Here is a 23,888-nt window from a genome sequence, read left to right as displayed (position 1 = left end):
ACGGCCGCTAGATGCTCCCGCAGGAGATCATCCGCCGCAAGCGCGACGGCAAGGGCCTGAGCGGCGTCGAGATCGCCGCTTTCGTCAAGGGCATCGCTACCGGCTTGGTCTCCGAGGGCCAGATCGCCGCCTTCGGAATGGCGGTGTTCTTCAACGGTATGAGCCGCAGCGAGGCGGTGGCGCTGACATCAGCCATGCGCGATTCGGGCGACGTGCTCGACTGGTCGGACCTGCCTGGTCCCGTCACCGACAAGCACTCCACCGGCGGCGTGGGCGACAATGTCTCCTTGATGCTGGCGCCCATCGTCGCTGCCTGCGGTGCCTATGTGCCGATGATCTCCGGTCGCGGCCTCGGCCACACCGGCGGCACGCTCGACAAGATGGATTCGATCCCCGGCTATGTCAGCCAGCCCGGCCTCGAGCTGTTCCGCCGCACCGTGGCCGAGACCGGCTGCGCCATCATCGGTCAGACCGCCGATCTCGCTCCCGCCGACAAGCGCTTTTATGCCGTGCGCGATGTCACTGCGACAGTCGAATCCGTGCCGCTGATCACCGCCTCGATCCTGTCGAAGAAGCTCGCCGCCGGCCTCGGTTCGCTGGTGCTCGACGTCAAGCTCGGCAACGGCGCCTTCATGGAAAAGACGCGAGATGCCGCAGCGCTCGCCACCAGCTTGGTCGAGGTCGCCAACGGCGCGGACCTGAAGACCACGGCGCTAATCACCGACATGAGCCAGCCGCTGGCGTCTGCCGCCGGCAATGCGGTCGAGGTGACGAACGCTGTCGACTTCCTCACCGGTCGTTTTCGCGACCCGAGGCTGGAAGAGGTGACGCTGGCGCTTGCCGCCGAGATGCTGCTGTCCGCTGGGCTTGCCGGCTCGCACCGCGAGGCCGCAGCGCGTGCGCGCTCCGTGCTCGATAATGGCCGCGCCGCCGAAGTCTTCGGTCGCATGGTCGCTGCGCTGGGCGGCCCCAGCGACTTCGTCTCATATCCGGCGAAATACCTACCCAGGGCGGATGTCGAGTTCGCGGTGAAGGCTAAGCGCGACGGCTTCGTCAAGGGCATTGCCACCCGTGATGTCGGCCTGGCTGTCGTAGCGCTCGGCGGCGGTCGGACGCGTCCGGATGACAAGGTCGACCACGCCGTCGGCCTCTCGGGGTTGCTGCCGGTCGGTGCTGAGGTGCGGGCCGGCGAGCCGCTGGCTCTGGTCCATGCACGCAGCGCTTCGGACGCCGAGGCCGCCGCAGCTGCCGTGCTTGCCGCCTATGGCATCGGAGAGGCCAAGCCCGTCGCGCAGAAGGCAGTCGTTCGAAGAATCGTGCCGCAGGATTGAGGTGCGTCCTTCGAGGCTCGCCCTTTCCAATCCGCCCTGGCCCGTCGCCGTCGCGAGGGCTCGCTCCTCAGGATGAGGGGCGTTTGCGCCGACTTCCCTCATCCTGAGGAGCGAGCCCTCGCAAAATCTTCCTGAACTGGGCGCGAGCGTGTTGGGGCGAGCCTCGAAGGACGCGCTACTGCACCAGAAGCAGTGTCCCGTTCTCGACTTGGTATTTCTTCAACCGCGACAGAAAGCTCATGCCGACCAGCGTGGTGGAGAGCGCCTTGTCCTCGAGCACCGCCACCGGCACGTCTTCGACCGTAATCCTGCCGATCTCCAGTCGGTCGATCCGTGCCAGCGCAGCCTTGGCGATGCCGTTGGCGGTGTTGGCTTCGCGGGTGAAGTCACTGGCCGACACCTTCACGCCGGCACGTCGCGCCGTCGAAAGGTTGATCGCCACCAGCGTGGCCCCAGTGTCGACCATGGCGTCGACCGCGCGGCCGTTGATCTTGAACGGTGCGGTGAAATGCCCGCGCGTGTCGGCATCGATCACTACGCGGCGACCGCTGGCTGGCGTCGAGGCGGCAGCGATCTCGATCGGCCGCTGCGTGGGCGCGTCGCTGCCGGTGCTGGTGCCGAGCATGGCCTGCAGCGTATCGCCGTGCTTTTCGTAGAGCGTCGGCACCGAGGCCGAGGCCCCGGCGCAAACGCCGAAGATGATCAGTTTGCGCAGCATGTGACGCCTCTTGTTTGGCGTCACGATATCAGGCCGTGGTGAGTGCAGCCTTAACGGCCGCAAACCCGCCGCAAAGTCGGTAAACCCCGGGTTAACCGACTATTTGGTGCCGTACATGCGGTCGCCGGCGTCGCCGAGGCCCGGCACGATGTAGCCCTTCTCGTTGAGCGCGCGGTCGATCGAGGCGGTGAACACCGGTACATCCGGATGCGCCTTGGTGAAGCGCTCGATGCCCTCGGGCGAGGCCAGCAGGCACAGGAAGCGGATGTTGGTGGCGCCGCGGCTCTTGAGCTTGTCGATCGCTGCGATCGCCGAATTGGCGGTGGCCAGCATCGGGTCGACGACGATCACCAGCCGGTCGGCAAGGTCGCTCGGCGCCTTGAAGAAATACTCGACCGCTTCGAGCGTCTCGTGGTCGCGGTAGAGCCCGACATGGGCAACGCGCGCCGCCGGCACCAGGTCGAGCAGGCCTTCCAGCAGGCCGTTGCCGGCGCGCAGAACCGAGGCGAACACCAGTTTCTTGCCCTCGAGCGTCGGCGCCACCATCGTTTCGATCGGCGTTTCGATGGTCTTGGTGGTCAGTTCGAGGTCGCGCGTCACCTCGTAGCCGAGCAACAGCGAGATCTCGCGCAGCAGACGGCGGAACCCGGCCGTCGAGGTTTCCTTGTCCCGCATGATGGTCAGCTTGTGCTGCACCAGCGGATGGTCGACGACGGTCACGGTCATGGCTTACGCTCCTGGAACTCGGAAGTTTGACGGCATTCTATCGGCTGGCGCGCCGCCAACCAACGACCAGCCCGCCTTGAACCACAGTTTTGTCGGCACAATTTCAGCGTTTGTGGCCGTCGAGACGTGCAAGGAGCGCTGCTTTCGTCTTCCTGTCGACGAACGCCGCCTCGATCGCGATGCGCGTGGTTGCCAAAAGCGCCTTCTGGTCCATCCCGAAATGCTCGGCGGCGATGTCGTATTCGCGCTTCAGATTGGTCCAGAAATAGGGCGGGTCGTCGGAATTCAGCGTCACCTTGCAGCCGGCGTCGCGCAGCCTGCGGAAGGGATGCTCGGCAAAACTGTTGAACACTTTCAGCGCGATGTTCGAGCCGGGGCAGACTTCCAGCACCACGCCCTCGTCGGCGATGCGCTTGACCAGGTCGGGATTCTCGATGGCGCGCACGCCATGGCCGATGCGTGAGGGGCGGATGTGGTCGAGCGCAGCCGCCACGCTTTCCCAGCCCAACAGCTCGCCGGCATGGATGGTGATGCCGAGGCCTGCCTCCCGCGCAATCTCGAAGGCGCGCACATAGTCCTCGAAGTCGCCCATGCGCTCGTCTCCGGCCACGCCGAAGCCGGTCACCAGCGGGTGGTCGCATCTGGCGGCGAAGCGGGCGGCGGCCTCGATCGATTCTATCCCGACATGGCGAACGCCGGTGACGATCATCCGGCCCTCGATGCCGGTCTTGGCCCTGGCCCGTTCGATGCCCTCGCCGAGCGCGCGGGTGTAGGCCATCGGCGACAGCCCGGCCTTGATGGCGTGGTCGGGCGAGGTGAACACTTCCGAATAGATCGCGCCGTCGCGCGCGAGGCTGGTGAGGTAGTGCTCGGCGAGCCGCGCATAGTCCTCCTCGGTGCGGAAGAGGTCGGCGGCGAAGTCGTAGGCAGCCAGGAACGAGGTGAAGTCGTTCCAGACGAAGGAGCCATTCTGAATGTAGGGCGAAGCGTCCTTGCCGTATTTGTCTGCCTGGCGGATGACGAGTTCGGGTGCTGCTGCACCTTCGATGTGGCAGTGCAGCTCGGCTTTCAAAGGCATTCGATGTTCCTCGTCGTCTCGGCACAGGCGCGGCCGAAAACCGCGTTTCAAACAATAGCGCCCGCTGGTGTGATCGGCTATGGTCCCGCCGGATTTGATTGGACAAGAAAATGTCAGAACAACGGACGACCGCCGACGGAGGCATGGAAACTTCATATGGTTTCCGCAATGTCGGCGCGGGCGACAAGCAGAGCTTGGTCAACGAGGTCTTCCACAAGGTCGCCAACCGCTACGACCTGATGAACGACCTGATGTCCGGCGGCCTGCACCGGTTGTGGAAGGACGCCATGGTCGCAGCCCTCAACCCGCCGCGCCGTCCCGGCTGGAAGGTGCTCGACGTGGCCGGCGGCACCGGCGACATCTCCTTCCGAATCATCGACGCCTCGCATGGCAACGCCCATGCCACTGTTCTCGACATCAACGGCTCGATGCTCGGCGTGGGTCGTGAACGCGCCGAAAAGCGCGGCCTCGCCGACAAGACCGATTTCGTCGAGGCCAATGCCGAGGAGTTGCCCTTCGCCGACGAAACCTTCGACGCATACACGATCGCCTTCGGCATCCGGAACGTGCCGCGCATCGATGTCGCACTTTCCGAGGCTTATCGCGTCCTCAAGCCGGGGGGGCGCCTCCTCGTTCTCGAATTCTCCGAGGTCGACATGCCGCTGCTCGACCGCGTTTACGAGGCATGGTCGTTCAATGCGATTCCACGCATCGGTCAGCTCGTCACCGGCGACGGCGAACCTTACGCCTATCTCGTCGAATCGATCCGCAAATTCCCCAACCAGAAGAATTTTGCGGCGATGATCGAGCGCGCCGGTTTTGAACGGGTCAACTTCCGCAACTATTCGGGCGGCATCGCGGCCCTGCATTCGGGCTGGAAGCTTTGACGGAAGGCGCGCGATGAGCAGTATCGGAGCGTCGTTCCGGCTCGCCCGAGCCGGCTGGATCATGGTGCGCGAGGGGGTGGTGGCGGCACTGCCAGGCGACCAGCTCGACGGGCTGCCGAAACTCGGCTGGCGTGTCGCCAAGATTTTCACGCGCCGCCGCGCCCGGACCAAGCAGCGCAGCGACCGCCTTGCCAATGCGATTGCCCGGCTGGGGCCGTCCTATGTCAAGCTTGGCCAGTTCCTGGCCACCCGCCCCGACGTCGTCGGCGACGAGATCGCGCTCGACCTGGCCCTGCTGCAAGACTCGATGGCGACCTTCCCGGTGTCCGAAGCCGTCGACGCGATCGAAGGCTCGCTCGGACGCAGCGTTTCCGACCTCTATGTCAAATTCGGCGATCCGGTCGCGGCAGCGTCCATCGCCCAGGTTCATCCGGCCGAGGTCGCGACTCCGGACGGCGTTCGCAAGGTCGCGGTCAAGGTCATCCGCCCCGGCGTGCGCAAACGCTTCTTCCAGGATCTCGAAAGCTACTTCCTCGCCGCCCGGCTGCAGGAGCGCTACATCCCCTCGAGCCGCCGCCTGCGCCCGGTCCAGGTCACCGAGACGTTGGCGCAGACCACCAAGGTCGAGATGGATTTCCGCCTCGAGGCGGCCGCCTATTCCGAGCTCGGCGAGAACACCAAGGACGATCCCGGCTTCCGCGTGCCATCAGTCGACTGGGAACGCACCGGCCGCGACGTGCTCACCATGGAGTGGATCGACGGCGTCAAGCTCAATGACATCGAAGGCCTGCGCGCTGCCGGCCACGATCTCAAGGCGATCGCCGCAACCCTGATCCAGTCGTTCCTGCGCCACACGTTGCGCGACGGTTTCTTCCATGCCGACATGCATCCGGGCAACATGTTCGTCGACGCCAAGGGCGACATCGTCGCTGTCGACCTCGGCATCTCCGGCCGTCTCGGCAAGAAGGAGCGTCGCTTCCTCGCCGAGATCCTCTACGGCTTCATCACCCGCGACTATACCCGAGTCGCCGAAGTGCATTTTGAGGCCGGCTACGTGCCGCGCAAGCACGACGTCGCGGCCTTCGCGCAGGCCATCCGCGCCATCGGCGAACCGATCCATGGCCAGCCGGCCGAAACCATCTCGATGGCCAAGCTTTTGACCCTGCTATTCGAGGTCACCGAACTGTTCGACATGGAGACGCGGCCGGAACTGGTGCTGCTGCAGAAGACCATGGTCGTCGTCGAGGGCGTCGCCCGCTCGCTCGATCCGGCCTTCAACATGTGGAAGACCGCCGAGCCTGTGGTCGGCAACTGGATCGCGGGCAATCTTGGCCCGCGCGGCCTGCTGGTCGATGCACGCGATGGCCTTGGCGCCTTGCTGTCGCTAGCCCGCCAAGCGCCCGATCTTTCGGCCCGCGCCGAGCGCCTGTCGCGCGAGATCGACGCCATGGCCGAGAACGGCCTGCGTTTCGACGATGCGACGGCGCATGCCATCGGCAAGGCCGAGGCGCGCCACACGCGCTCCGGCCGCATCGCGCTCTGGGTCATCGCGCTGACGCTTGTTTACATCGCCTGGAAGCTGCTCTGACCGTCGTTTGACGCAAGTGCTGTCAATGACTACATTGCAGTCATTGACAGCACGGAGGCGCCCATGGCCACCCTCACCATTAGGAACGTGCCCGATCATGTGAAGCAGGCGCTACGCGTGAAAGCGGCGCAAAGCGGCAACTCGCTGGAGGAAGCCCTCCGACAGCTCCTGTCGGACGAGGTGGAACAGCACATGCCCGCGTCCCGCATCAGCGCCGATGAGATCTTGCGCCGGGCTGCAGAGCTCGAAGCAGATGAGCCGACCGACAGTCGCTACAAATTCTTCTCGCAGAAGGAATTGAGCGATGCGATCAGCGGCGAGTTCGAGGGTCTGTGATGGTCGTTGACACCTCGGCCATCGTGGCAATCGCCCGCCGTGAGCCGGAGGCGCTGGCGTTTAGCAGGAAGTTGGAACAGACGCCCGGCAAGCTGATGGCTGCTCCGACCTACCTCGAATGCGCGTTCGTGCTGGCCGGAGTTGCGCCGACGAAAGGGCTGTCGTTTCTCCAAGGGCTGGTTTCCGACACGCTGATAACACTGGTCCCGTTTGGCGAGCAGGAACTCGAGGCTGCCATAGCGGCACGGGTAAGATACAGCAGGGGTTCCGGGCACGCCGCGAAGCTCAACTTCGGCGACTGCTTCGCCTACGCGCTCGCCAGGACCCGGAACCTGCCGCTGCTTTTCAAGGGCGACGATTTCATCCATACCGACATCGAGCCGGCGCTGAAGCCGGCCTGAGGGCCCAGCATGATCCTTTCCGGCAAGCGCATTCTGCTCATCATCGGCGGCGGCATCGCGGCCTACAAGTCGCTTGACCTGATCCGCCGGCTGCGCGAGCGCGGCGCATCTGTGCGGGCGGTCATGACGTCTGCCGCGCAGGAATTCGTCACCCCGCTGTCGGTCGGCGCGCTGACGGCCGACCATGTCTTCTCCGACCTGTTCGACCGCCAGGATGAGCACGACGTCGGCCACATCAGGCTGTCGCGCGAGGCCGACCTGCTGGTCGTCGCCCCCGCCACCGCCGACCTCATGGCCAAGCTCGCCAATGGCCATGCCAACGACCTTGCCTCGACCGTTCTGCTCGCCACCGACAAGAAGGTGCTGATCGCACCCGCCATGAACCCCAGGATGTGGTCGCACGCCGCGACGCGGCGCAACCGGGCGACGCTGGAGAAGGACGGCATTGCCTTCGTCGGTCCGATGAAGGGCGAGATGGCCGAAAGCGGCGAGGCGGGCGAGGGCCGCATGGCCGAGCCGCTGGAGATCGTCGCCGCCATCGAGGCGCTGCTGGATAGCCGCCCAAAACCTTTGGCCGGGAGAAAGATAATCATCACCTCCGGGCCGACGCATGAGCCGATCGACCCGGTGCGCTACATTGCCAATCGCTCGTCGGGCAAGCAGGGCCATGCCATCGCCGCCGCCCTGGCCAGGCTGGGCGCCGATGTCCGCCTTGTTTCCGGACCGGTCAATATCGCCGATCCGGCAGGGGTGAACACGCTGCACGTCGAGAGCGCGCGAGAGATGCGCGATGCCGTCGAGCAGCTTCTGCCCGCCGATGCCGCCGTCTTCGTCGCTGCCGTGGCCGACTGGCGCACCGACAATGCCTCTGGCGAGAAGATCAAGAAGGTCGCGGGCGAGGGACCTCCCGCACTGCAGATGGTCGAGAACCCCGACATCCTCGCCGGCGTCGGGCATCACGCCAAGCGGCCCTTTCTGGTCGTCGGCTTTGCCGCCGAGACCCAGGACGTGCTGAAGAACGCCCAGGCCAAGCTGGCCAAGAAGGGGGCCGATTTCATCGTCGCCAACGATGTCAGCCACGAGGGCGGCGTCATGGGCGGCGACCGCAACCGCGTCAGGATCGTCAGCAAGAGCGGCGTCGATGAATGGCCGGACCTGCCCAAGGAAGAGGTGGCTGCCCGGCTCGCAGGCCTCATTGCCGAGAAGCTCAAGACAATCACGGTGTGAGCCGCTGGCATTCGAGGCCGCACCGGCGTCACGCAGGTAACATAGTGTTCACCGAATGGGTGCTTGGCCGCTTCGCGCGCGCGTGCGAAATCCAAGCTCCACTCATTCGGAGACATTTCTGGAAATGAAGCTCTTCTACATGCCCGGCGCCTGCTCGCTGGCCCCGCACATCGTCGCCAACGAAGTCGGCATCGATCTCGATCTCGTCAAGGTCGACGGCAAGACCAAGACCACCGAAGCCCAGCAGGATTTCCTCGCCACCAACCCCAACGGCTATGTACCCGCACTTGTCCTGCCCGACGGCGAACTGATGACCGAAGCCTCGGTGCTGGTTCAGTATCTCGCCGACCAGAAGCCTGAGAGCGGCCTGATGCCCAAGGCCGGCGAAATGGCCCGCTACCGCGTCCAGCAGTGGCTCGCCTTCGTCGCCACCGAGTTGCACAAGGTCTTCGGCGCCTTCTTCAAGCCCAACACGCCCGAGGCCACCAAGGAGATCAACCGCGAGCTCCTCGCCAAGCGCCTCGCCTATGTCGACGGCAAGCTCGAAGGCCGCTCCTACCTGATGGGCGATGCCTTCACCGCTGCTGACGCCTATCTCTGGACGATCCTCGGCTGGGCCAAGCACGTCGGCATCGACCTGTCGTCCTTCGTCAACATCCAGCGCTACCTCGGCACCGTGGCCACCCGCCCGGCGGTGCAGAAGGCGCTGCGCGCGGAAGGCCTCGCCTGATCTTCAGGTAGCCTGTCCTCGGCAGTAGAGCTGCCGGTATTGCAGTTTTCGACGGCCCGCATGCAAGCGCCTGCGGGCCGTTTCTTTATGGAATTCCTATTTCTTTCACTGCCCCGCTCACTCGAACCTTAATGCGGTTCGCGAGCATAGTTTTCCTGAAAATCAAAGCCCGACCGACGTCGCCGGCATAGCAGGCGCCGTTGTTGTCGTGCGCCATCAATGATCTCGGTGCGCCCAGGCGCCGGGACAATCTCAGGAAAGGGAGTTCCGAAGGTGGACATCTTCGTTCTCGCGATAGGCCTCGTCTTCTTCGCCATGTGCTTTGCCTACGTCAAAGCCTGCGACATCCTCTGAAGGAACGCCAAATGCTGTTCGACTACATCCTCGGCGGGGCAGTGACCGTGTTCCTGCTTGCCTACCTGACCTACGCGCTCATTCGCCCGGAACGGTTCTGAACCTCCAGCGCACGCTCGGAAAGCTCTTCAAATGACCATCAATGGCTGGATACAGATCCTCGTCTTCTGCGGGATCATCATTCTGCTCGTGAAGCCGCTCGGCGGCTACATGACCCGCGTCTTCAACGGCGAACGCACGTTGCTATCGCCTGTGCTTGGGCCTGTCGAGCGCCTGCTCTACGCGCTTGCCGGCACCAGCGAACGCGAGGACCAGCATTGGACCGGCTATGCCGCGGCCATGTTGGCCTTCAACATCGCCGGCTTCCTGCTGCTCTATCTGCTGCAACGTGTCCAGGGTTCGCTGCCCTTCAACCCCATGGACATGGGGGCGGTGCCGCCTGAACTCTCGTTCAACACCGCAGTCAGCTTCGTCACCAACACCAACTGGCAGAACTACGGCGGCGAAAGCACCATGTCCTACCTCGTCCAGATGGCCGGGCTGACGGTGCAGAACTTCGTCTCCGCCGCCACCGGCATCGCGGTCGGCATGGCACTGATCCGTGGCTTTGCCCGCGCCTCGGGCAAGGCGGTCGGCAATTTCTGGGTCGACCTGACGCGCTCCACGCTCTACGTGCTGCTGCCTCTCTGCATCGTTTTGACGCTCGCCTATGTCTGGCTCGGCGTGCCGCAAACCATCGGCGCATATGTCACGGCAACCACGGTGGAAGGCGCCAATCAGACGATCGCGCTTGGACCGGTCGCCTCGCAGCTCGCCATCAAGATGCTCGGCACCAATGGCGGCGGCTTCTTCAACGCCAATTCGGCGCACCCCTTCGAGAACCCCGATGCGATCGCGAACTTCATCCAGATGGTCTCGATCTTCGCCATCGGCGCAGCATTCACCAACGTATTCGGTCGTATGGTCGGCAACCAGCGCCAGGGCTGGGCGATCTTCGCCACCATGGGCATCCTGTTCGTTGCCGGCGTCGCCGTTACCTACTGGGCCGAGGCCGCCGGTAACCCGCTGTTCCATGCGCTCGGCATCGAGGGCGGCAACATGGAAGGCAAGGAAGTGCGCTTCGGCATCACCCTATCTTCGCTTTTCGCCGTCATCACCACCGCGGCGTCCTGCGGCGCGGTCAACGCCATGCATGGCTCCTTCACCGCGCTCGGCGGGCTCATCCCGCTCATCAACATGGAGCTTGGCGAGGTCATCGTCGGCGGTGTTGGTGCCGGCTTCTACGGCATCCTGATGTTCGTCGTCATCGCTATCTTCGTCGCTGGCCTGATGGTCGGGCGCACGCCGGAATATCTCGGCAAGAAGATCGAGGCCAAGGAGATCAAGATGGCCGTGCTTGCCATCCTGTGCCTTCCGCTGTCGATGCTCGGCTTCACGGCAATCGCGGTGCTGCTGCCCTCGGCCGTCGCTTCGGTCGGCACGCCTGGGCCGCACGGTTTCTCCGAGATCCTCTATGCCTATACCTCGGGCACGGCCAACAACGGCTCGGCCTTCGGCGGCCTCACCGGCAATACGCCCTGGTACAACATCACCATCGGCCTCGCCATGCTGATGGGCCGCTTCCTGGTCATCATCCCGGCACTTGCCATTGCCGGTTCGCTGGTCACCAAGAAGACGGTTCCCGCATCCGCCGGCACCTTCCCGACCGATAGTGCGCTGTTCGTCGGCCTGCTTGCCGGCGTGGTGCTGATCGTCGGCGGCCTGACCTTCTTCCCGGCCCTCGCCGTCGGCCCGATCGTCGAGCACCTCGCGATGATCGTCGGCCAGACGTTCTGACGCAGCGCCGCAATACAATCGAATTGGAGTCTCTCGAATGAGTACCCACAAACCCGCGAGCCTGCTCGACGCTCGCATCATCGTCCCCGCCATAGGCGATGCGTTCAAGAAGCTCGACCCGCGCAGCCTGGCCAGGAACCCGGTGATGTTCGTCGTCGCCGTCGTCTCGCTGCTGACTTCGGTCCTGTTCGTCAGGGACCTCGTCACCGGCACAGGTAACCTCGGCTTCTCCTTCCAGATCATCCTGTGGCTGTGGTTCACCGTCCTGTTCGCCAATTTCGCCGAGGCGGTCGCCGAAGGCCGCGGCAAGGCCCAGGCCGACTCGCTGCGCAAGGCGCGCACCGAAACCCAGGCCAAGCTGCTCGAGGGCGACAGCCGCACCGCCTGGAAGCTGGTACCAGGCACCAGCCTCAAGGTCGGCCAGATCGTGCTGGTCGAGGCCGGTGACATTATCCCTTCCGACGGCGAGGTCATCGAGGGCGTCGCCTCGGTCAACGAGGCGGCGATCACAGGCGAATCCGCGCCCGTCATCCGCGAGTCCGGTGGCGACCGCTCGGCCGTCACCGGCGGCACGCAGGTCCTGTCCGACTGGATCCGCGTGCGCATCACTGCCGCTGCCGGCTCGACCTTCCTCGACCGCATGATCTCGCTGGTCGAGGGCGCCGAGCGGCAGAAGACGCCGAACGAGATCGCGCTCAACATCCTGCTTGCCGGCATGACGCTGATCTTCGTCTTCGCCGTCGCCACGATCCCGAGCTTCGCCTCGTATGCCGGCGGCTACATCCCGGTCATCGTACTGGTCGCGCTGTTCGTCACGCTGATCCCAACCACCATCGGCGCGCTGCTGTCGGCCATCGGCATCGCCGGCATGGACCGCCTGGTGCGTTTCAACGTGCTCGCCATGTCGGGTCGTGCCGTGGAAGCTGCCGGCGACGTCGACACGCTGCTGCTCGACAAGACCGGCACCATCACCCTCGGTAACCGCCAGGCCACCGAGTTCCGTCCGGTCAAGGGTGTCACCGAGCAGGAACTGGCCGATGCCGCCCAGCTTGCCTCGCTTGCCGACGAGACGCCTGAGGGACGCTCCATCGTCGTGCTGGCCAAGGAACGCTACGGCATCCGCGCCCGCGACATGGGCTCGCTGCACGCCCATTTCGTGCCCTTCACCGCCCAGAGCCGGATGAGTGGCGTCGATTTCGACGGCTCCTCGATCCGCAAGGGAGCGGTGGATTCGGTGATCGCCCACGTCAATGCCTGCTCATCCTCGGCCTCCGGCACGCGCGTCGACGTCGCAGCGGTGCGCGACGTCCAGGCCATGTCCGACGAGATCGCCAGGCTTGGCGGCACGCCGCTTGCCGTCGTCCGCGACGGGCGGCTGCTCGGCGTCATCTACCTCAAGGACATCATCAAGGGCGGCATCCGCGAGCGTTTCACCGAGCTGCGCCGCATGGGCATCCGCACGGTGATGATAACAGGCGACAACCCGATGACCGCGGCAGCCATCGCCGCCGAGGCCGGCGTCGATGACTTCCTCGCCCAGGCGACGCCCGAGAACAAGCTCACCCTGATCCGCGAGGAGCAGGCCAAGGGCAAGCTGGTCGCCATGTGCGGCGACGGTACCAATGATGCTCCGGCACTCGCCCAAGCCGATGTCGGCGTGGCCATGAACACAGGCACTGTCGCCGCTCGCGAGGCCGGCAACATGGTTGATCTCGACAGCGACCCGACCAAGCTCATCGAGATCGTCGAGATCGGCAAGCAGTTGCTGATGACGCGCGGTGCGTTGACCACCTTCTCAATCGCCAACGACATCGCCAAGTATTTCGCCATCATCCCGGCGATGTTCCTGGCCTTCTACCCGCAGCTTGGCGCGCTCAACGTCATGGGGCTTGCCACGCCTGAGAGTGCCATCCTGTCGGCGATCATCTTCAACGCGCTGATCATCGTGGCGTTGATCCCGCTGTCGCTGAAAGGCGTCAAATACCGGCCGATCGGCGCCGGCGCGCTGCTGCGCCAGAACCTGCTCATCTACGGCCTCGGCGGCATCATTGTGCCCTTCTTAGGCATCAAGGCCATCGACATGGCGATCAACGCCATCGGCCTCGTGTAAAGGACTATCTCCATGTTGAAGCAACTCAGACCCGCACTGGTCATGATCGTCGCCCTGACGGCCATCACCGGCCTTGCCTACCCGCTCGGCATGACCGGCATCGCCCAGGCGCTGTTCCCCAGACAGGCAAACGGCAGCCTGATCGTCAAGGACGGTCAGGTGGTCGGCTCCGAGCTGATCGGCCAGGCCTTCACCGGCGAACGCTATTTCCACGGTCGTCCTTCCGCGGCCGGCAGTGGCTACGATGCCGCCGCTTCCGGTGGCTCGAACCTCGGGCCGACCAGCGCCAAGCTGATCGACCGCGTCAAGACCGAGGCGGAAAAGCTCAGGCAGACCGACCCCGGCTCGCCGGTGCCTGTCGAACTGGTTACCGCCTCCGGCAGCGGGCTCGATCCGCACATTTCGCCGGAAGCCGCCTATTTCCAGGTCGCGCGGGTGGCCAAGGCGCGCGGCGCCGACGAGGCCACGGTTCGCAAGCTCGTCGACCAGCACGTCGAGGGCCGCGAACTCGGCTTCATGGGCGAGCCGGTCGTCAACGTGCTGAAATTGAACATGGCGCTCGACACGGCGATTGCCCCCTGACAAGTCGGCGCCGGGGTTCTAACACTGTTGCGAACCCCGGCGCCCTCCATCGATGCAAGAGTAGATGCCAGAAGATATCCGCGAACAGGAAGGCAGACCTTCGCCCGACGCGCTGCTCGAGACCGCCGAGCGGGAAGGGCGCGGCCGTCTGAAGATCTTCCTGGGTGCTGCCCCCGGCGTCGGCAAGACCTACGAGATGCTGATGTCGGGGCGCGGGCGGCTCGCCGATGGCGTCGATGTTGTCATCGGCGTCGTCGAGACCCACGGCCGCCGCGAAACCCAGGCGCTGGTCGAGGGCTTCGAGGTCATCCCGCGCAAGGTGATCGACTACAAGGGCCGCAAGCTCGAGGAGATGGACCTCGACGCCATCATTCTCAGGCGGCCCGCGCTGGTCCTGGTCGACGAGCTGGCGCATACGAACGCGCCCGGCAGCCGCCACCCCAAGCGCTACCTCGACGCCCAGGAGCTTTTGAGCCAGGGCATCGACGTCTACACCACGCTCAACATCCAGCATGTCGAGAGCCTCAACGACATCGTCGCCCAGATCACCCGCATCACCGTCCGCGAGACGGTGCCGGACTCGATCATCGACCGCGCCGACGACGTCGAGATCATCGACCTCACGCCCGACGACCTGATCAAGCGGCTGCATGAGGGCAAGGTCTATGTGCCCAGCACCGCGCGGCGGGCGATCGAGAACTATTTTTCGCCCGGCAACCTGACCGCCCTGCGCGAACTGGCACTGCGCCGCACCGCCCAGCGGGTTGACGAGCAACTGCTGACGCACATGCAGGCCCACGCCATCGAGGGGCCGTGGGCGGCGGGCGACCGCGTGCTGGTGGCGGTCGACGAGCATTCTCGCGGGGCGGCACTGGTCCGCTACGCTCGCCGCCAGGCCGATCGCCTGCGCGCGCCATGGGCGGCGATCCACATTGAGACCTCGCGCTCGGCCAACATGTCGGACGCCGACAAGGACAGGCTCGCCGCCACCATGCGTCTTGCCGAGCAACTCGGCGGCGACGCGGTCACCATTCCCGGCCAGTCGGTGGCCGAGGATATCGTGCGCCATGCCGCCTCGCACAATTTCACCCACATCATCGTCGGGCGGGCCGGCAAGTCGCGCTGGCGCGAATATTTCGAAGGTTCGGTCACCCACGACCTGATCCGCCAGGCCGGCAATATCAGCATTCATGTCATTTCGGGCACCGAGCAGGATGCGGCACCCGCCTCGCACGGGGTGAAGACCGCGCCGGCGCGCCGCGGTTTCGAGCCTTGGCCCTATGTGGTGGCCACGCTCCATGTGTTCGGCGCATTGGTCGTTGGCTTCGGCCTCAACCAGTTCCTCGACGTGCGCTCCATCGCGCTGGTCTTCCTGATGGCGGTGTTGACCTCGGCGGTCACGCTTGGCTTGTGGCCGGCACTGTTTGCGTCAGTACTCAGCGCGCTCGCCTACAATTTCTTCTTTCTGCCGCCGCTCTACACGCTCGACATTTCCGATCCTGAGAGCGTCGTCGCGTTCCTGTTCTTCCTTGTCGTTGCGGTCATCGCCTCCAACCTGACCGGCCGCGTCCAGCGCCAGGCGGAGGCCGCGCGCAATCGGGCGCGCATGACCGAGGACCTCTATCTCTTCGCCAAGAAGCTCGCCGGCACCGGCACGCTCGACGATGTCCTGTGGGCAACCGCCTTCCAGATCGCCTCGATGCTCAAGGTCCGGGTCGTTCTGCTCCTGCCCGAGGATGGCACCATTGCGGTCAAGGCGGGCTACCCGCCCGACGACACGCTCGTCGATGCCGACATCGCCGCCGCGCGCTGGGCGTGGGAGCACAATCGCGCCGCTGGCCGCGGCGCCGATACATTGCCGGGCGCCAAGCGCCTTTATCTGCCGCTGCGCACCGGACGCATGGCGGTTGGTGTCGTCGGCCTCGACAATGATCGCCAGGGTCCGCTTCTGACGCCCGAACAGCAGCGTCTGTTCGATGCCCTGGCCGACCAGGCCGCCGTTGCCATCGAGCGCATCCAGCTCGTCGCCGATGTCGACCGCGCCCGGCTCGCCGTCGAGTCCGACAGGCTACGCTCGGCGCTGCTGACGTCGATCTCGCACGACCTCAAGACGCCGCTCTCCGGCATCATGGGTGCGGCCGGTGCGCTCAACGATCTGGGCGTCTCGTTGACCGACGAGGGGAGGGCAGAGTTGGTCTCGACGGTGCTCGAGGAATCCGAGCGTCTCAACCGCTTCATCGCCAATCTGCTCGACATGACGAAGATTGAGTCTGGTGCCATGGAACCCAACTCGGCCCTGCATTACGTCGGCGACATCGTCGGAAGCGCGCTGCGTCGCGCTGCCAAGATCACCATGCACCACAAGACCGAAGTCAGTATCCCGAACGATCTGCCGATGCTGAAGCTCGATCCCGTGCTGTTCGAGCAGGTTTTGTTCAATCTTCTCGACAATGCCGCCAAATATGCGCCCGAAGGCTCCACGATCCGCATTCGGGGGTGGGCCGATCGCGATAGCGTCGTCATCCAGGTCATGGACGAGGGCCCGGGCATTCCGCCGGCCGATTTTGAGCGCATCTTCAATATCTTCTACCGGGTGCGCAAGGGCGACCATGTCCGCGCCGGCACCGGGCTTGGCCTGTCGATCTGCCGCGGCTTCGTCGAGGCGATGGGCGGCACCATTGTCGCGTCCAACCGGGCCGACAGGTCGGGCGCGGTGTTTGCCATCACGATGCCGTTGCCGGCCGAGCGGCCCAATGTGAACGGAATTGCATGACCAACGCTGCGGTAAAGATCCTCATCGTCGACGACGAGCCCCCGATCCGCAAGCTGTTGCGCGTCGGGCTCGGCACCCAAGGCTACGCCATCAGCGAAGCACCCTCCGGCAAGGTGGCGATGGCGCTGGTGAAGGAAGACAGGCCGGACCTGATCCTGCTCGACCTTGGCCTGCCCGATGTCGCCGGCCACGACCTGCTCGCCGCATGGCGACAAGAGGGGATGCAAGTGCCGGTCATCATCCTGTCTAGCCGTACCGACGAGGCTGGTATCGTCGGGGCGCTCGAACTCGGCGCGGACGATTACGTGACGAAACCCTTCGGCATGAACGAGCTTGCCGCGCGCATCCGCACGGCACTTCGGCATCGGCTGCAGCAGCAGGGCGAAAAGCCGGTGTTCCAGACCGGCGAATTGTCGGTCGACCTGGTCAAGCGCATCGTCAGGGTCGGAGATCGCGAGATAAAACTCTCGCCCAAGGAATACGACATCCTGCGCGTGCTGGTGCAGCATGCAGGCAAGGTGCTGACCCACCGCTTCCTGCTCAAGCACGTCTGGGGAGGCTCGGCCGACGTGCAGTATCTGCGCGTCTATGTCCGCCAGTTGCGGCAGAAGATCGAAAAGACCCCCGACGAGCCGCAATACATCACCACCGAAACCGGCGTCGGCTACCGGCTGCGCGAGGCGGATTGATGGGGTAGGCGTGGTGCGTCCTTCGAGGCTCGCCCATTCGACTTCGAGCTGACTCGTGGCCGTGATGCGGGCTCGCACCTCAGGATGAGGGAAGTCGGCCGCAAACGCCCCTCATCCTGAGGTGCGAGCCCGCGAGAATCTTCCCGAACTGGACGCGAAGGTCTGCGGGCGAGCCTCGAAGGACGCACTCCCTATGAGCGCGCCCCAGATAGCCTGCCTCAAACGTCCAGGTTTGCCACGCTGAGCGCGTTTTCCTGGATGAAGTCGCGACGCGGCTCGACCTCGTCGCCCATCAGGCGCGAGAACAGCGCGTCGGCGTCGGTGGCGTCGTTGACCTTGACCTGCAGCAGCGAGCGCACGTTCGGATCGAGCGTCGTTTCCCACAGCTGCTCGGCGTTCATCTCGCCGAGGCCCTTGTAGCGCTGCATCGTCAGGCCCTTGCGGCCCGAGGCGAAGATGACGTTGAGCAAAGCCAGAGGCCCGGCGATGGTCTCCGAGACGTCCTTGCGGCGCAGCACCGGAGGCTGCGAATAGACCTCGCCGAGCCGGCCGGCAAAGCGGTCGAGCGCGCGTGCGTCTGCCGAGTTGATGAGCCCCATGTCGAGGTGAACATATTCCTTCACGCCGCGCACCGTGCGTTCGAAGACATAGCCGCCCGGTCCTTCGTTCGAGGTCGAGACCTGGCCGGTCCAGCCGCGCTCGATGTCTTCCGAGATCAGGTCGAGCCGTGCGGCCACAGTCTGTGCCATGGCGTCGGCGCGGCCAAGATCGGCGAAGATGTCGGGGTTCAGCGCACCGGCAATCGCCGCCTGCTCGACCGCGGTGCGCGAATAGCGCGTGTGCAGGCCGTCGACCAGCGTGCGCACGCCGAGCGCATCCGTCACCGCCGCGCGCAGGTCCTGACTGGTGCGCACCTCGCCGGAGGCCAGCGTCAGCGAGGCCTCGTCGGTGCCGACGTCGATCAGATATTCCTCGAAGGCGCTTTCGTCCTTGAGGTACTGCGAGCTCTTGCCGCGCGTCACCTTGTAGAGCGGCGGCTGGGCGATATAGAGGTGCCCGCGCTCGATCAGGACCGGCATCTGCCGGAAGAAGAAGGTCAAAAGTAGCGTGCGGATGTGGGCGCCGTCGACGTCGGCGTCGGTCATGATGATGATCTTGTGGTAGCGCAGCTTGTCGGCGTTGAACTCGTCCTTGCCGATCGAGGTGCCGAGCGCGGTGATCAGCGTGCCGATCATGTCCGACGACAGCATCCGGTCGAAGCGCGCGCGCTCGACGTTGAGGATCTTGCCGCGCAGCGGCAGGATCGCCTGGTTCTGGCGCGACCGACCGCTCTTGGCCGAGCCACCTGCCGAGTCACCCTCGACGATGAAGATTTCGGACTTGGCCGGATCGCGCTCCTGGCAGTCGGCGAGCTTGCCGGGCAGGGAGGTGATGTCGAGCACGCCCTTGCGGCGGGTCAGTTCGCGCGCCTTGCGCGCTGCTTCGCGCGCGGCGGCCGCTTCCACCACCTTGCCGACCAGCATCTTGCCTTCGGCCGGATGCTCCTCGAGCCAGGTGCCGAGCGCCTCGTTGACCAGGCTTTCCACCACCGGGCGGACTTCCGAGGAAACCAGCTTGTCCTTGGTCTGCGACGAGAATTTCGGATCGGGAACCTTGACCGAAAGCACCGCCGTCAGGCCCTCGCGGGTGTCGTCGGCGGTGATCGAAACCTTTTCCTTCTTGGCGATGCCGGACGTTTCTGCATAGCCAGTCACCTGGCGCGTCAGCGCGCCGCGGAAGCCGGCGAGGTGCGTGCCGCCGTCGCGCTGGGGGATGTTGTTGGTGAAGGCCAGCACGTTCTCGTGGTAACTGTCGTTCCACCACATCGCCACTTCGACGGTGATGCCGTCGCGCTCGGCGCGGATGGCGATCGGCTTGTCGATCAGCGGCTTCTTGGCGCGGTCGAGGTATCTGACGAATTCGATCAAGCCGCCGTCGTAGAGCAGTTCCTGCACTTTGACGTCGGCATGGCGCTTGTCCGACAGCACGATGCGCACGCCCGAGTTCAGGAAGGCGAGTTCGCGCAGGCGGTGTTCGAGCGTGCCGTAGTCGAAATCGACCATGGTGAAGGTGTCGGACGAGGGCAGGAAGGTCACTTCCGTGCCGGTCTCGTCACCGGCGTCGCCGACTACCTTCAGCGGCGCAACGGCGTTGCCGTGGTTGAAGGTCATCTCATGGATCTGGCCCTTGCGGCGGATCCTGAGCTTGAGCCACACCGACAGCGCATTGACCACCGACACGCCGACGCCGTGCAGACCGCCCGAAACCTTGTAGGAATTCTGGTCGAACTTGCCGCCGGCATGCAGCTGCGTCATGATGACTTCTGCCGCCGAGACGCCTTCGGAAGGGTGGATGTCGGTCGGAATGCCGCGGCCGTTGTCGGTCACCGTGCACGAGCCGTCCGGATTGAGCGAAACAGTCACCAGCGTCGCGTGCCCGGCCAGCGCCTCGTCGATGGCGTTATCGACCACCTCGTAGACCATGTGGTGCAGGCCCGAGCCGTCGTCGGTGTCGCCGATATACATGCCGGGGCGCTTGCGGACGGCGTCCAAGCCCTTCAAAACCTTGATGGAATCTGCACCGTATTCGGCATCGGCGCCGGGAAGGTTCTCGGACTGGTCGCTCATGAAAAACTTTCGTCTGACTGCCGCAGGAGGACGCAGCTAAATCGGCCCCGAATCGCACGTCCATTCGTCATCGAGATATAGGGGTTAAGTGTGGTTTTTCCAAGTTTTACGGGGCTTTTGGCTGGGGATCGGCACTGGCGCGCGAAGCGGGCTGCAAGCCTTGCCGCCAAGCGGCTGGCGGCAAGGCCGGCCGTTCACGAGAACCGGAAAATTTCGGTCGCTCGGTAGTGCCATCGCCGGCCGATACAGCGGCCGACGATGCAGTTTCTCGCTGGGGTCCGTACCCCGACGGTCACGCAGCCCTGAGCGGCTTCAGTGCTTCGCTCCAGCGGTGCAACTCGTCGAGCATCGTCCTGGCGCTGTCCTTGACCAGTTCGTTGGCCTTGAACTCGCCATCCTCGTCAAGGTGCTGCGCAAAGGCCGGGATCGCCACCGCTTCCGGTATCGGCATGATCTTTAGCGTTGTCAGAAGCATTTTTTCCGACTGTACGGCCCGCAGGCCGGCGGACACGCCGCCATAGCTGAGAAAACCGGCCGGCTTGTAGTTCCATTCGCGCGACAGATAGTTGACGGCGTTGACCAGTGCCGGCGGCGCGAAGAAGTTGTATTCGGGCGTCACGAACACGAAGGCGTCGGCGGGCTTGATCGCCTCGGACCATTTCTTGGTGTGGTCGTTCTCGTACTGTCCGAGGCGCGGGTGCCTGGGTTCGTCGAAAATCGGCAGGTCAAACGCCTCGATGTCGGTGATCACGGGTTCGAATTTGCCGTGTTCGCGCGCATAGGCTTCGAGCCAGCGGGCGAAAACGGGACCGACGCGGCCGGGGCGGGTGCTGGCCACGACGATATTGAGCTGGTGTTTCAAAATTTCAGTCCTTGGTAGGCAGGTATCCAATGGTGACTGGGCGGAGATAGCCCCCGGCACCCTCCGGTGACAAGAAGGCACCCCCTGGTAACCGGGTCACATTCCGGTAACCAAGGCCCGTCTTTCCGTGATCGTTGCGGCGAGCACCTCGCCCACGGTGCGGATCAACGGGTCGTTGCGCCGGCTCTCGTGCCAGCACAGCCAGAACGGGCTCGCAAAGTTGCCCAACGCCTCGCAGCGTATCAGCTGGCTCGAGCCGTGAACGGCAATCGCGGGCAGGGCAGCGAGGCCAAGTCCCGCTTCCGCGGCGGCAAGAAGTCCGGGCAGCGAATTCGAGCGCAGCGCGATCCGTGCCGGATCGGCGCGTTGCTCCAGCAGCGCCACGGGCCCGGCCGCCGCGATCGCGCCTTCGCCGGCGATGACTGGGAACCGGGCGATCGCCGCCTCGTCCTCCGGCAGTCCGGCGGTCTCGGCAAGCGACCTGGCGATGTAGATTGCCCACACCGAGCCCGGCAGGCGCCGGCGCACGATGTCGGGCTGCTCATTGGCGCCGCCGGCGCGCAGCGCGATGTCGGCCTCGCCCTTGCCGAGATCGAGCCTGTGGTCGGTGACGATGATTTCGGCGGCGATCTCGGGATAGTCGGCGCGCAGCCGCGACACCGCGGGCGCCAGCAGCAGGCGCGCGGTCAGTTCCGTCCCGGTGATGCGCACCTTGCCCGACAGCGCGCGCTTCCGCGCCTGCACACGGGCCTCCAGCTTGGCTGCGACCTCTTCGGCCGCGCTTGCAAGCTCGAGCACGTCGCGCCCCTCGTCGGTAACGCTGTAGCCCGATTGGCGGCGGTGGAAGAGCTTCGTGCCGAGCGCGTCTTCCAGCGCCTTGATGCGTCGTGCAACCGTCGTCTGGTTGACGCCGAGTGCGCCCGCCGCCTTGAGCGTCGAGCCGTGGCGGGCGGTGGCAAGCAGATAGCGAAGGTCATTCCAGTCGAACATTTCAGTATTCTGCACTTATGCAGAATGGTTCTGCAAGTGGCGCAACTGCCGCGTGCCGGGCTGTCGCGATACACCGCCGGCCGAACCGCAATCCCCGACCGCGGAGGCCGTGATGCCATCCTGCCCATGGAGACCAGAACATGCTGAACCAGACCTCCGCCAAGAACGTCGTCCGCGCCTATATCGAGGCTATGAATTCAGGCGATTTCGCTTCCTTGCCCTCTTTGTTTGCGCCCGATGCCGTCATCCATGGGGTGCTTGGGCATGGTACGGTTGAGTTCGCCCTACCGATCTGGCGCGAGTTGCACGAGTGCCTGGTCATGCGCCTCGCGGTGCTGGACATGGCCGAGGAGGGCGAAAATGTCGTCGTCCGCTTCCGTGAGACCGGCAAGGCGACAGCCCCGTTTCGCGGCATGCCGGCCACCGGCAACAGCTTCGAGTTGACGGCGATCGAGTGGTTCACCGTCCGGGACGGCCGCATCACCCAACGCTGGGGCGTGCGCGACAGCGGCCATCAGGCCCGCCAGCTCGGCTGGACCGCCTGACGAACCGCCGGCGGCCTTCGCCCGGATGGACGCCTGCCTCGCCTGCGCCTACATATGGCGGGTGAGGCAGAGCAACTGATGGATACCAGGCCAGAACCTTTCGTCCCGCCCGCGCCGACGCCGCGGGCCACGCCGCCTTCGACGCTGGAGATGATGCGGATCGTCTACCGCAACCCGCTCGAGCTGTGGGGCGAGCCGTCCTACAACGAGCCGTGGATTTCGGTCTCCGGCATTGGCGGCCCGCTGGTCATCGCCAACGATCCCGGCCTCATCCGCCATGTCCTGGTCGACAACGCCAAGAACTACAAGATGGCGACTGTCCGCCAGATGATCCTCAGGCCGATCCTGCGCGACGGGCTCTTGACCGCCGAGGGTGACGTCTGGAAGCGCTCGCGCAAGGCCATGGCGCCGGTCTTTACGCCGCGCCATATCTTCGGCTTCGCCCAGCCGATGCTCGCCCGCACGCTGGATTTCGTCAAACGCTACGACGGCGTCACCGCCCCGGTCGATGTCGCCCATGACATGACCATGCTGACCTACGAGATCCTCGCCGAAACGCTGTTTTCGGGCGAGATCGCGGGCGAGCCGGGCAGTTTCGGCCACGAGATCGACCGGCTGTTCGAGACTATGGGCCGCGTCGATCCGTTCGACCTGTTGCGCGCACCCGCCTGGATCCCCCGCTTCACCCGCCTCCGTGGCCGCAAGACCATGGCCTATTTCCGTCAGATCGTCACCGACACGGTGGCGATGCGCAGCGAAAGGCTCGCCCGCGATCCCGCTGGCGCGCCGCAGGATTTTCTGACCCTGCTGCTGCGCGCTGAGGGCCCGGACGGGCTGTCCCGCCAGGAGATCGAGGACAACATCATCACCTTCATCGGCGCCGGCCACGAGACCACGGCGCGGGCGCTCGGCTGGACCATCTACTGCCTCGCCGAAGCCACCTGGGAGCGCGACCGTGTCGAGCGCGAGATCGATGAGGTGCTGGCGCGCGAACCCGACCCGGTCAAATGGCTCGACGCAATGCCCTTTACCCGCGCCGCCTTCGAGGAGGCGCTGCGCCTCTATCCGCCGGCTCCCTCGATCAACCGCGAGCCCATTGCTGAAGACAGCTACAAGGATCTGAAGATTCCGCTGAAGGCGCAGGTGCTGGTGATGCCCTGGACGGTCCATCGCCACCGAAAGCTGTGGGACCGGCCCGACGCCTTCATGCCCGAACGCTTCCATCCCGAAAACCGCGACAAGATCGACCGCTTCCAGTATCTGCCCTTCGGTGCCGGCCCGCGTGTCTGCATCGGCGCGAGTTTCGCCATGCAGGAGGCGATCATCGCGCTCGCCATCCTCTTGTCGCGCTTCCGTTTCGACGTGACTTCCGAAACCAGGCCGTGGCCGGTGCAGAAGCTCACCACCCAGCCGCAGGGCGGCCTGCCGATGCGGGTGACACGGCGGTGAGGTAGCTAGT

Annotated in this window: 21 protein-coding genes; 15 read left to right on the top strand and 6 right to left on the bottom strand. The window is 65.1% G+C overall.

The features are described from left to right. The first annotated feature begins 11 nt into the window (after window positions 1-11). Window positions 12-1,331, top strand: coding sequence for a thymidine phosphorylase (gene deoA, locus ABSY17_RS21630; protein WP_378945321.1), 1,320 nt, complete (start codon window positions 12-14; stop codon window positions 1,329-1,331). A 175-nt stretch (window positions 1,332-1,506) separates the two neighbouring features. On the opposite strand, the gene ABSY17_RS21625 is transcribed toward deoA, so the two are convergent. From ABSY17_RS21625 to ABSY17_RS21615, 3 genes are all read right to left on the bottom strand, one after another. Continuing rightward, on the bottom strand, window positions 1,507-2,049 hold the full coding sequence (locus ABSY17_RS21625; protein WP_378945318.1) for a TIGR02281 family clan AA aspartic protease: 543 nt from the start codon (window positions 2,047-2,049) through the stop codon (window positions 1,507-1,509). 99 nt (window positions 2,050-2,148) lie between these two features. Then, window positions 2,149-2,775 carry a uracil phosphoribosyltransferase gene (upp, locus tag ABSY17_RS21620; RefSeq protein ID WP_378945315.1) on the bottom strand — a complete coding sequence of 209 codons (627 nt, stop codon included), beginning with the start codon at window positions 2,773-2,775 and terminating at the stop codon, window positions 2,149-2,151. 103 nt (window positions 2,776-2,878) lie between these two features. Then, complete coding sequence (locus tag ABSY17_RS21615) at window positions 2,879-3,853, bottom strand: adenosine deaminase (RefSeq protein ID WP_378945312.1); 975 nt, start codon at window positions 3,851-3,853, stop codon at window positions 2,879-2,881. 110 nt (window positions 3,854-3,963) lie between these two features. Here ABSY17_RS21615 and ubiE point away from each other — a divergent pair, with 110 nt between their 5' ends. The 12 genes from ubiE (at window position 3,964) to ABSY17_RS21555 (ending at window position 17,366) form a co-directional block, all read left to right on the top strand. Next, window positions 3,964-4,740 (top strand): bifunctional demethylmenaquinone methyltransferase/2-methoxy-6-polyprenyl-1,4-benzoquinol methylase UbiE, encoded by a 777-nt coding sequence (gene ubiE, locus ABSY17_RS21610; RefSeq protein WP_378945309.1) that lies wholly within the window; start codon window positions 3,964-3,966, stop codon window positions 4,738-4,740. A gap of 13 nt (window positions 4,741-4,753) precedes the next feature. Next, complete coding sequence (gene ubiB, locus ABSY17_RS21605; RefSeq protein WP_378945307.1) at window positions 4,754-6,328, top strand: 2-polyprenylphenol 6-hydroxylase; 1,575 nt, start codon at window positions 4,754-4,756, stop codon at window positions 6,326-6,328. Between the two features lie 63 nt (window positions 6,329-6,391). Continuing rightward, window positions 6,392-6,664: a hypothetical protein gene (locus ABSY17_RS21600; RefSeq protein ID WP_378945304.1), complete on the top strand. Its 273-nt coding sequence runs from the start codon at window positions 6,392-6,394 to the stop codon at window positions 6,662-6,664. Next, window positions 6,664-7,065, top strand: a complete 402-nt coding sequence (locus ABSY17_RS21595; protein WP_378945301.1) for a type II toxin-antitoxin system VapC family toxin — start codon at window positions 6,664-6,666, stop codon at window positions 7,063-7,065. The genes ABSY17_RS21600 and ABSY17_RS21595 overlap by 1 nt, the downstream gene beginning before the upstream one ends. A 9-nt stretch (window positions 7,066-7,074) precedes the next feature. Then, entirely contained in the window at window positions 7,075-8,292 is a 1,218-nt protein-coding gene (gene coaBC / locus ABSY17_RS21590; RefSeq protein ID WP_378945298.1) for a bifunctional phosphopantothenoylcysteine decarboxylase/phosphopantothenate--cysteine ligase CoaBC, read from the top strand. Window positions 8,293-8,416: 124 nt separating this feature from the next. Continuing rightward, the gene (gene gstA, locus ABSY17_RS21585; RefSeq protein WP_378945294.1) at window positions 8,417-9,022 is read left to right on the top strand and encodes a glutathione transferase GstA; all 606 of its coding nucleotides are present in this window, start codon (window positions 8,417-8,419) and stop codon (window positions 9,020-9,022) included. 365 nt (window positions 9,023-9,387) lie between these two features. After that, window positions 9,388-9,477: a K(+)-transporting ATPase subunit F gene (locus tag ABSY17_RS21580; protein WP_040456474.1), complete on the top strand. Its 90-nt coding sequence runs from the start codon at window positions 9,388-9,390 to the stop codon at window positions 9,475-9,477. A gap of 31 nt (window positions 9,478-9,508) precedes the next feature. After that, complete coding sequence (gene kdpA, locus ABSY17_RS21575) at window positions 9,509-11,212, top strand: potassium-transporting ATPase subunit KdpA (RefSeq protein WP_378945290.1); 1,704 nt, start codon at window positions 9,509-9,511, stop codon at window positions 11,210-11,212. A 37-nt stretch (window positions 11,213-11,249) separates the two neighbouring features. Beyond that, window positions 11,250-13,322 (top strand): potassium-transporting ATPase subunit KdpB, encoded by a 2,073-nt coding sequence (gene kdpB, locus ABSY17_RS21570; RefSeq protein ID WP_378945287.1) that lies wholly within the window; start codon window positions 11,250-11,252, stop codon window positions 13,320-13,322. Between the two features lie 12 nt (window positions 13,323-13,334). Continuing rightward, a complete protein-coding gene (gene kdpC / locus ABSY17_RS21565) occupies window positions 13,335-13,904 on the top strand; it encodes a potassium-transporting ATPase subunit KdpC (protein WP_378945284.1) in 570 nt (189 codons plus the stop codon). 64 nt (window positions 13,905-13,968) lie between these two features. Next, window positions 13,969-16,677 carry a DUF4118 domain-containing protein gene (locus ABSY17_RS21560; RefSeq protein WP_378945282.1) on the top strand — a complete coding sequence of 903 codons (2,709 nt, stop codon included), beginning with the start codon at window positions 13,969-13,971 and terminating at the stop codon, window positions 16,675-16,677. Next, entirely contained in the window at window positions 16,674-17,366 is a 693-nt protein-coding gene (locus ABSY17_RS21555; protein WP_378945280.1) for a response regulator transcription factor, read from the top strand. Before ABSY17_RS21560 ends, ABSY17_RS21555 begins: the two co-directional genes overlap by 4 nt. A gap of 218 nt (window positions 17,367-17,584) precedes the next feature. Here ABSY17_RS21555 and gyrB read toward each other — a convergent pair whose 3' ends face one another. The 3 genes from gyrB to ABSY17_RS21540 form a co-directional block, all read right to left on the bottom strand. Then, window positions 17,585-20,032, bottom strand: a complete 2,448-nt coding sequence (gene gyrB, locus ABSY17_RS21550; RefSeq protein WP_378945277.1) for a DNA topoisomerase (ATP-hydrolyzing) subunit B — start codon at window positions 20,030-20,032, stop codon at window positions 17,585-17,587. Between the two features lie 292 nt (window positions 20,033-20,324). Beyond that, window positions 20,325-20,894 carry an NADPH-dependent FMN reductase gene (locus ABSY17_RS21545; RefSeq protein ID WP_378945274.1) on the bottom strand — a complete coding sequence of 190 codons (570 nt, stop codon included), beginning with the start codon at window positions 20,892-20,894 and terminating at the stop codon, window positions 20,325-20,327. A gap of 96 nt (window positions 20,895-20,990) precedes the next feature. Then, window positions 20,991-21,884, bottom strand: coding sequence for a LysR substrate-binding domain-containing protein (locus tag ABSY17_RS21540; RefSeq protein ID WP_378945272.1), 894 nt, complete (start codon window positions 21,882-21,884; stop codon window positions 20,991-20,993). Between the two features lie 140 nt (window positions 21,885-22,024). Here ABSY17_RS21540 and ABSY17_RS21535 point away from each other — a divergent pair, with 140 nt between their 5' ends. Then, a complete protein-coding gene (locus ABSY17_RS21535; protein WP_378945269.1) occupies window positions 22,025-22,429 on the top strand; it encodes an ester cyclase in 405 nt (134 codons plus the stop codon). 78 nt (window positions 22,430-22,507) lie between these two features. Next, window positions 22,508-23,878, top strand: a complete 1,371-nt coding sequence (locus tag ABSY17_RS21530) for a cytochrome P450 (RefSeq protein ID WP_378945266.1) — start codon at window positions 22,508-22,510, stop codon at window positions 23,876-23,878. Window positions 23,879-23,888: the final 10 nt, after the last annotated feature.

The sequence above is a fragment of the Mesorhizobium sp. ANAO-SY3R2 genome, assembly GCF_042466635.1.
Taxonomy (GTDB): domain Bacteria; phylum Pseudomonadota; class Alphaproteobacteria; order Rhizobiales; family Rhizobiaceae; genus Aminobacter.
This window is presented reverse-complemented; position numbering and strand designations above follow the sequence as displayed.

What these genes read in the sequence shown, in the direction of transcription:
- deoA (WP_378945321.1), top strand. Translation starts at nt 12, where the DNA reads ATGCTCCCGCAGGAGATCATCCGCCGCAAGCGCGACGGCAAGGGCCTG.
- ABSY17_RS21625 (WP_378945318.1), bottom strand. Translation starts at nt 2,049, where the DNA reads ATGCTGCGCAAACTGATCATCTTCGGCGTTTGCGCCGGGGCCTCGGCC.
- upp (WP_378945315.1), bottom strand. Translation starts at nt 2,775, where the DNA reads ATGACCGTGACCGTCGTCGACCATCCGCTGGTGCAGCACAAGCTGACC.
- ABSY17_RS21615 (WP_378945312.1), bottom strand. Translation starts at nt 3,853, where the DNA reads ATGCCTTTGAAAGCCGAGCTGCACTGCCACATCGAAGGTGCAGCAGCA.
- ubiE (WP_378945309.1), top strand. Translation starts at nt 3,964, where the DNA reads ATGTCAGAACAACGGACGACCGCCGACGGAGGCATGGAAACTTCATAT.
- ubiB (WP_378945307.1), top strand. Translation starts at nt 4,754, where the DNA reads ATGAGCAGTATCGGAGCGTCGTTCCGGCTCGCCCGAGCCGGCTGGATC.
- ABSY17_RS21600 (WP_378945304.1), top strand. Translation starts at nt 6,392, where the DNA reads ATGGCCACCCTCACCATTAGGAACGTGCCCGATCATGTGAAGCAGGCG.
- ABSY17_RS21595 (WP_378945301.1), top strand. Translation starts at nt 6,664, where the DNA reads ATGGTCGTTGACACCTCGGCCATCGTGGCAATCGCCCGCCGTGAGCCG.
- coaBC (WP_378945298.1), top strand. Translation starts at nt 7,075, where the DNA reads ATGATCCTTTCCGGCAAGCGCATTCTGCTCATCATCGGCGGCGGCATC.
- gstA (WP_378945294.1), top strand. Translation starts at nt 8,417, where the DNA reads ATGAAGCTCTTCTACATGCCCGGCGCCTGCTCGCTGGCCCCGCACATC.
- ABSY17_RS21580 (WP_040456474.1), top strand. Translation starts at nt 9,388, where the DNA reads ATGCTGTTCGACTACATCCTCGGCGGGGCAGTGACCGTGTTCCTGCTT.
- kdpA (WP_378945290.1), top strand. Translation starts at nt 9,509, where the DNA reads ATGACCATCAATGGCTGGATACAGATCCTCGTCTTCTGCGGGATCATC.
- kdpB (WP_378945287.1), top strand. Translation starts at nt 11,250, where the DNA reads ATGAGTACCCACAAACCCGCGAGCCTGCTCGACGCTCGCATCATCGTC.
- kdpC (WP_378945284.1), top strand. Translation starts at nt 13,335, where the DNA reads ATGTTGAAGCAACTCAGACCCGCACTGGTCATGATCGTCGCCCTGACG.
- ABSY17_RS21560 (WP_378945282.1), top strand. Translation starts at nt 13,969, where the DNA reads ATGCCAGAAGATATCCGCGAACAGGAAGGCAGACCTTCGCCCGACGCG.
- ABSY17_RS21555 (WP_378945280.1), top strand. Translation starts at nt 16,674, where the DNA reads ATGACCAACGCTGCGGTAAAGATCCTCATCGTCGACGACGAGCCCCCG.
- gyrB (WP_378945277.1), bottom strand. Translation starts at nt 20,032, where the DNA reads ATGAGCGACCAGTCCGAGAACCTTCCCGGCGCCGATGCCGAATACGGT.
- ABSY17_RS21540 (WP_378945272.1), bottom strand. Translation starts at nt 21,884, where the DNA reads ATGTTCGACTGGAATGACCTTCGCTATCTGCTTGCCACCGCCCGCCAC.
- ABSY17_RS21535 (WP_378945269.1), top strand. Translation starts at nt 22,025, where the DNA reads ATGCTGAACCAGACCTCCGCCAAGAACGTCGTCCGCGCCTATATCGAG.
- ABSY17_RS21530 (WP_378945266.1), top strand. Translation starts at nt 22,508, where the DNA reads ATGGATACCAGGCCAGAACCTTTCGTCCCGCCCGCGCCGACGCCGCGG.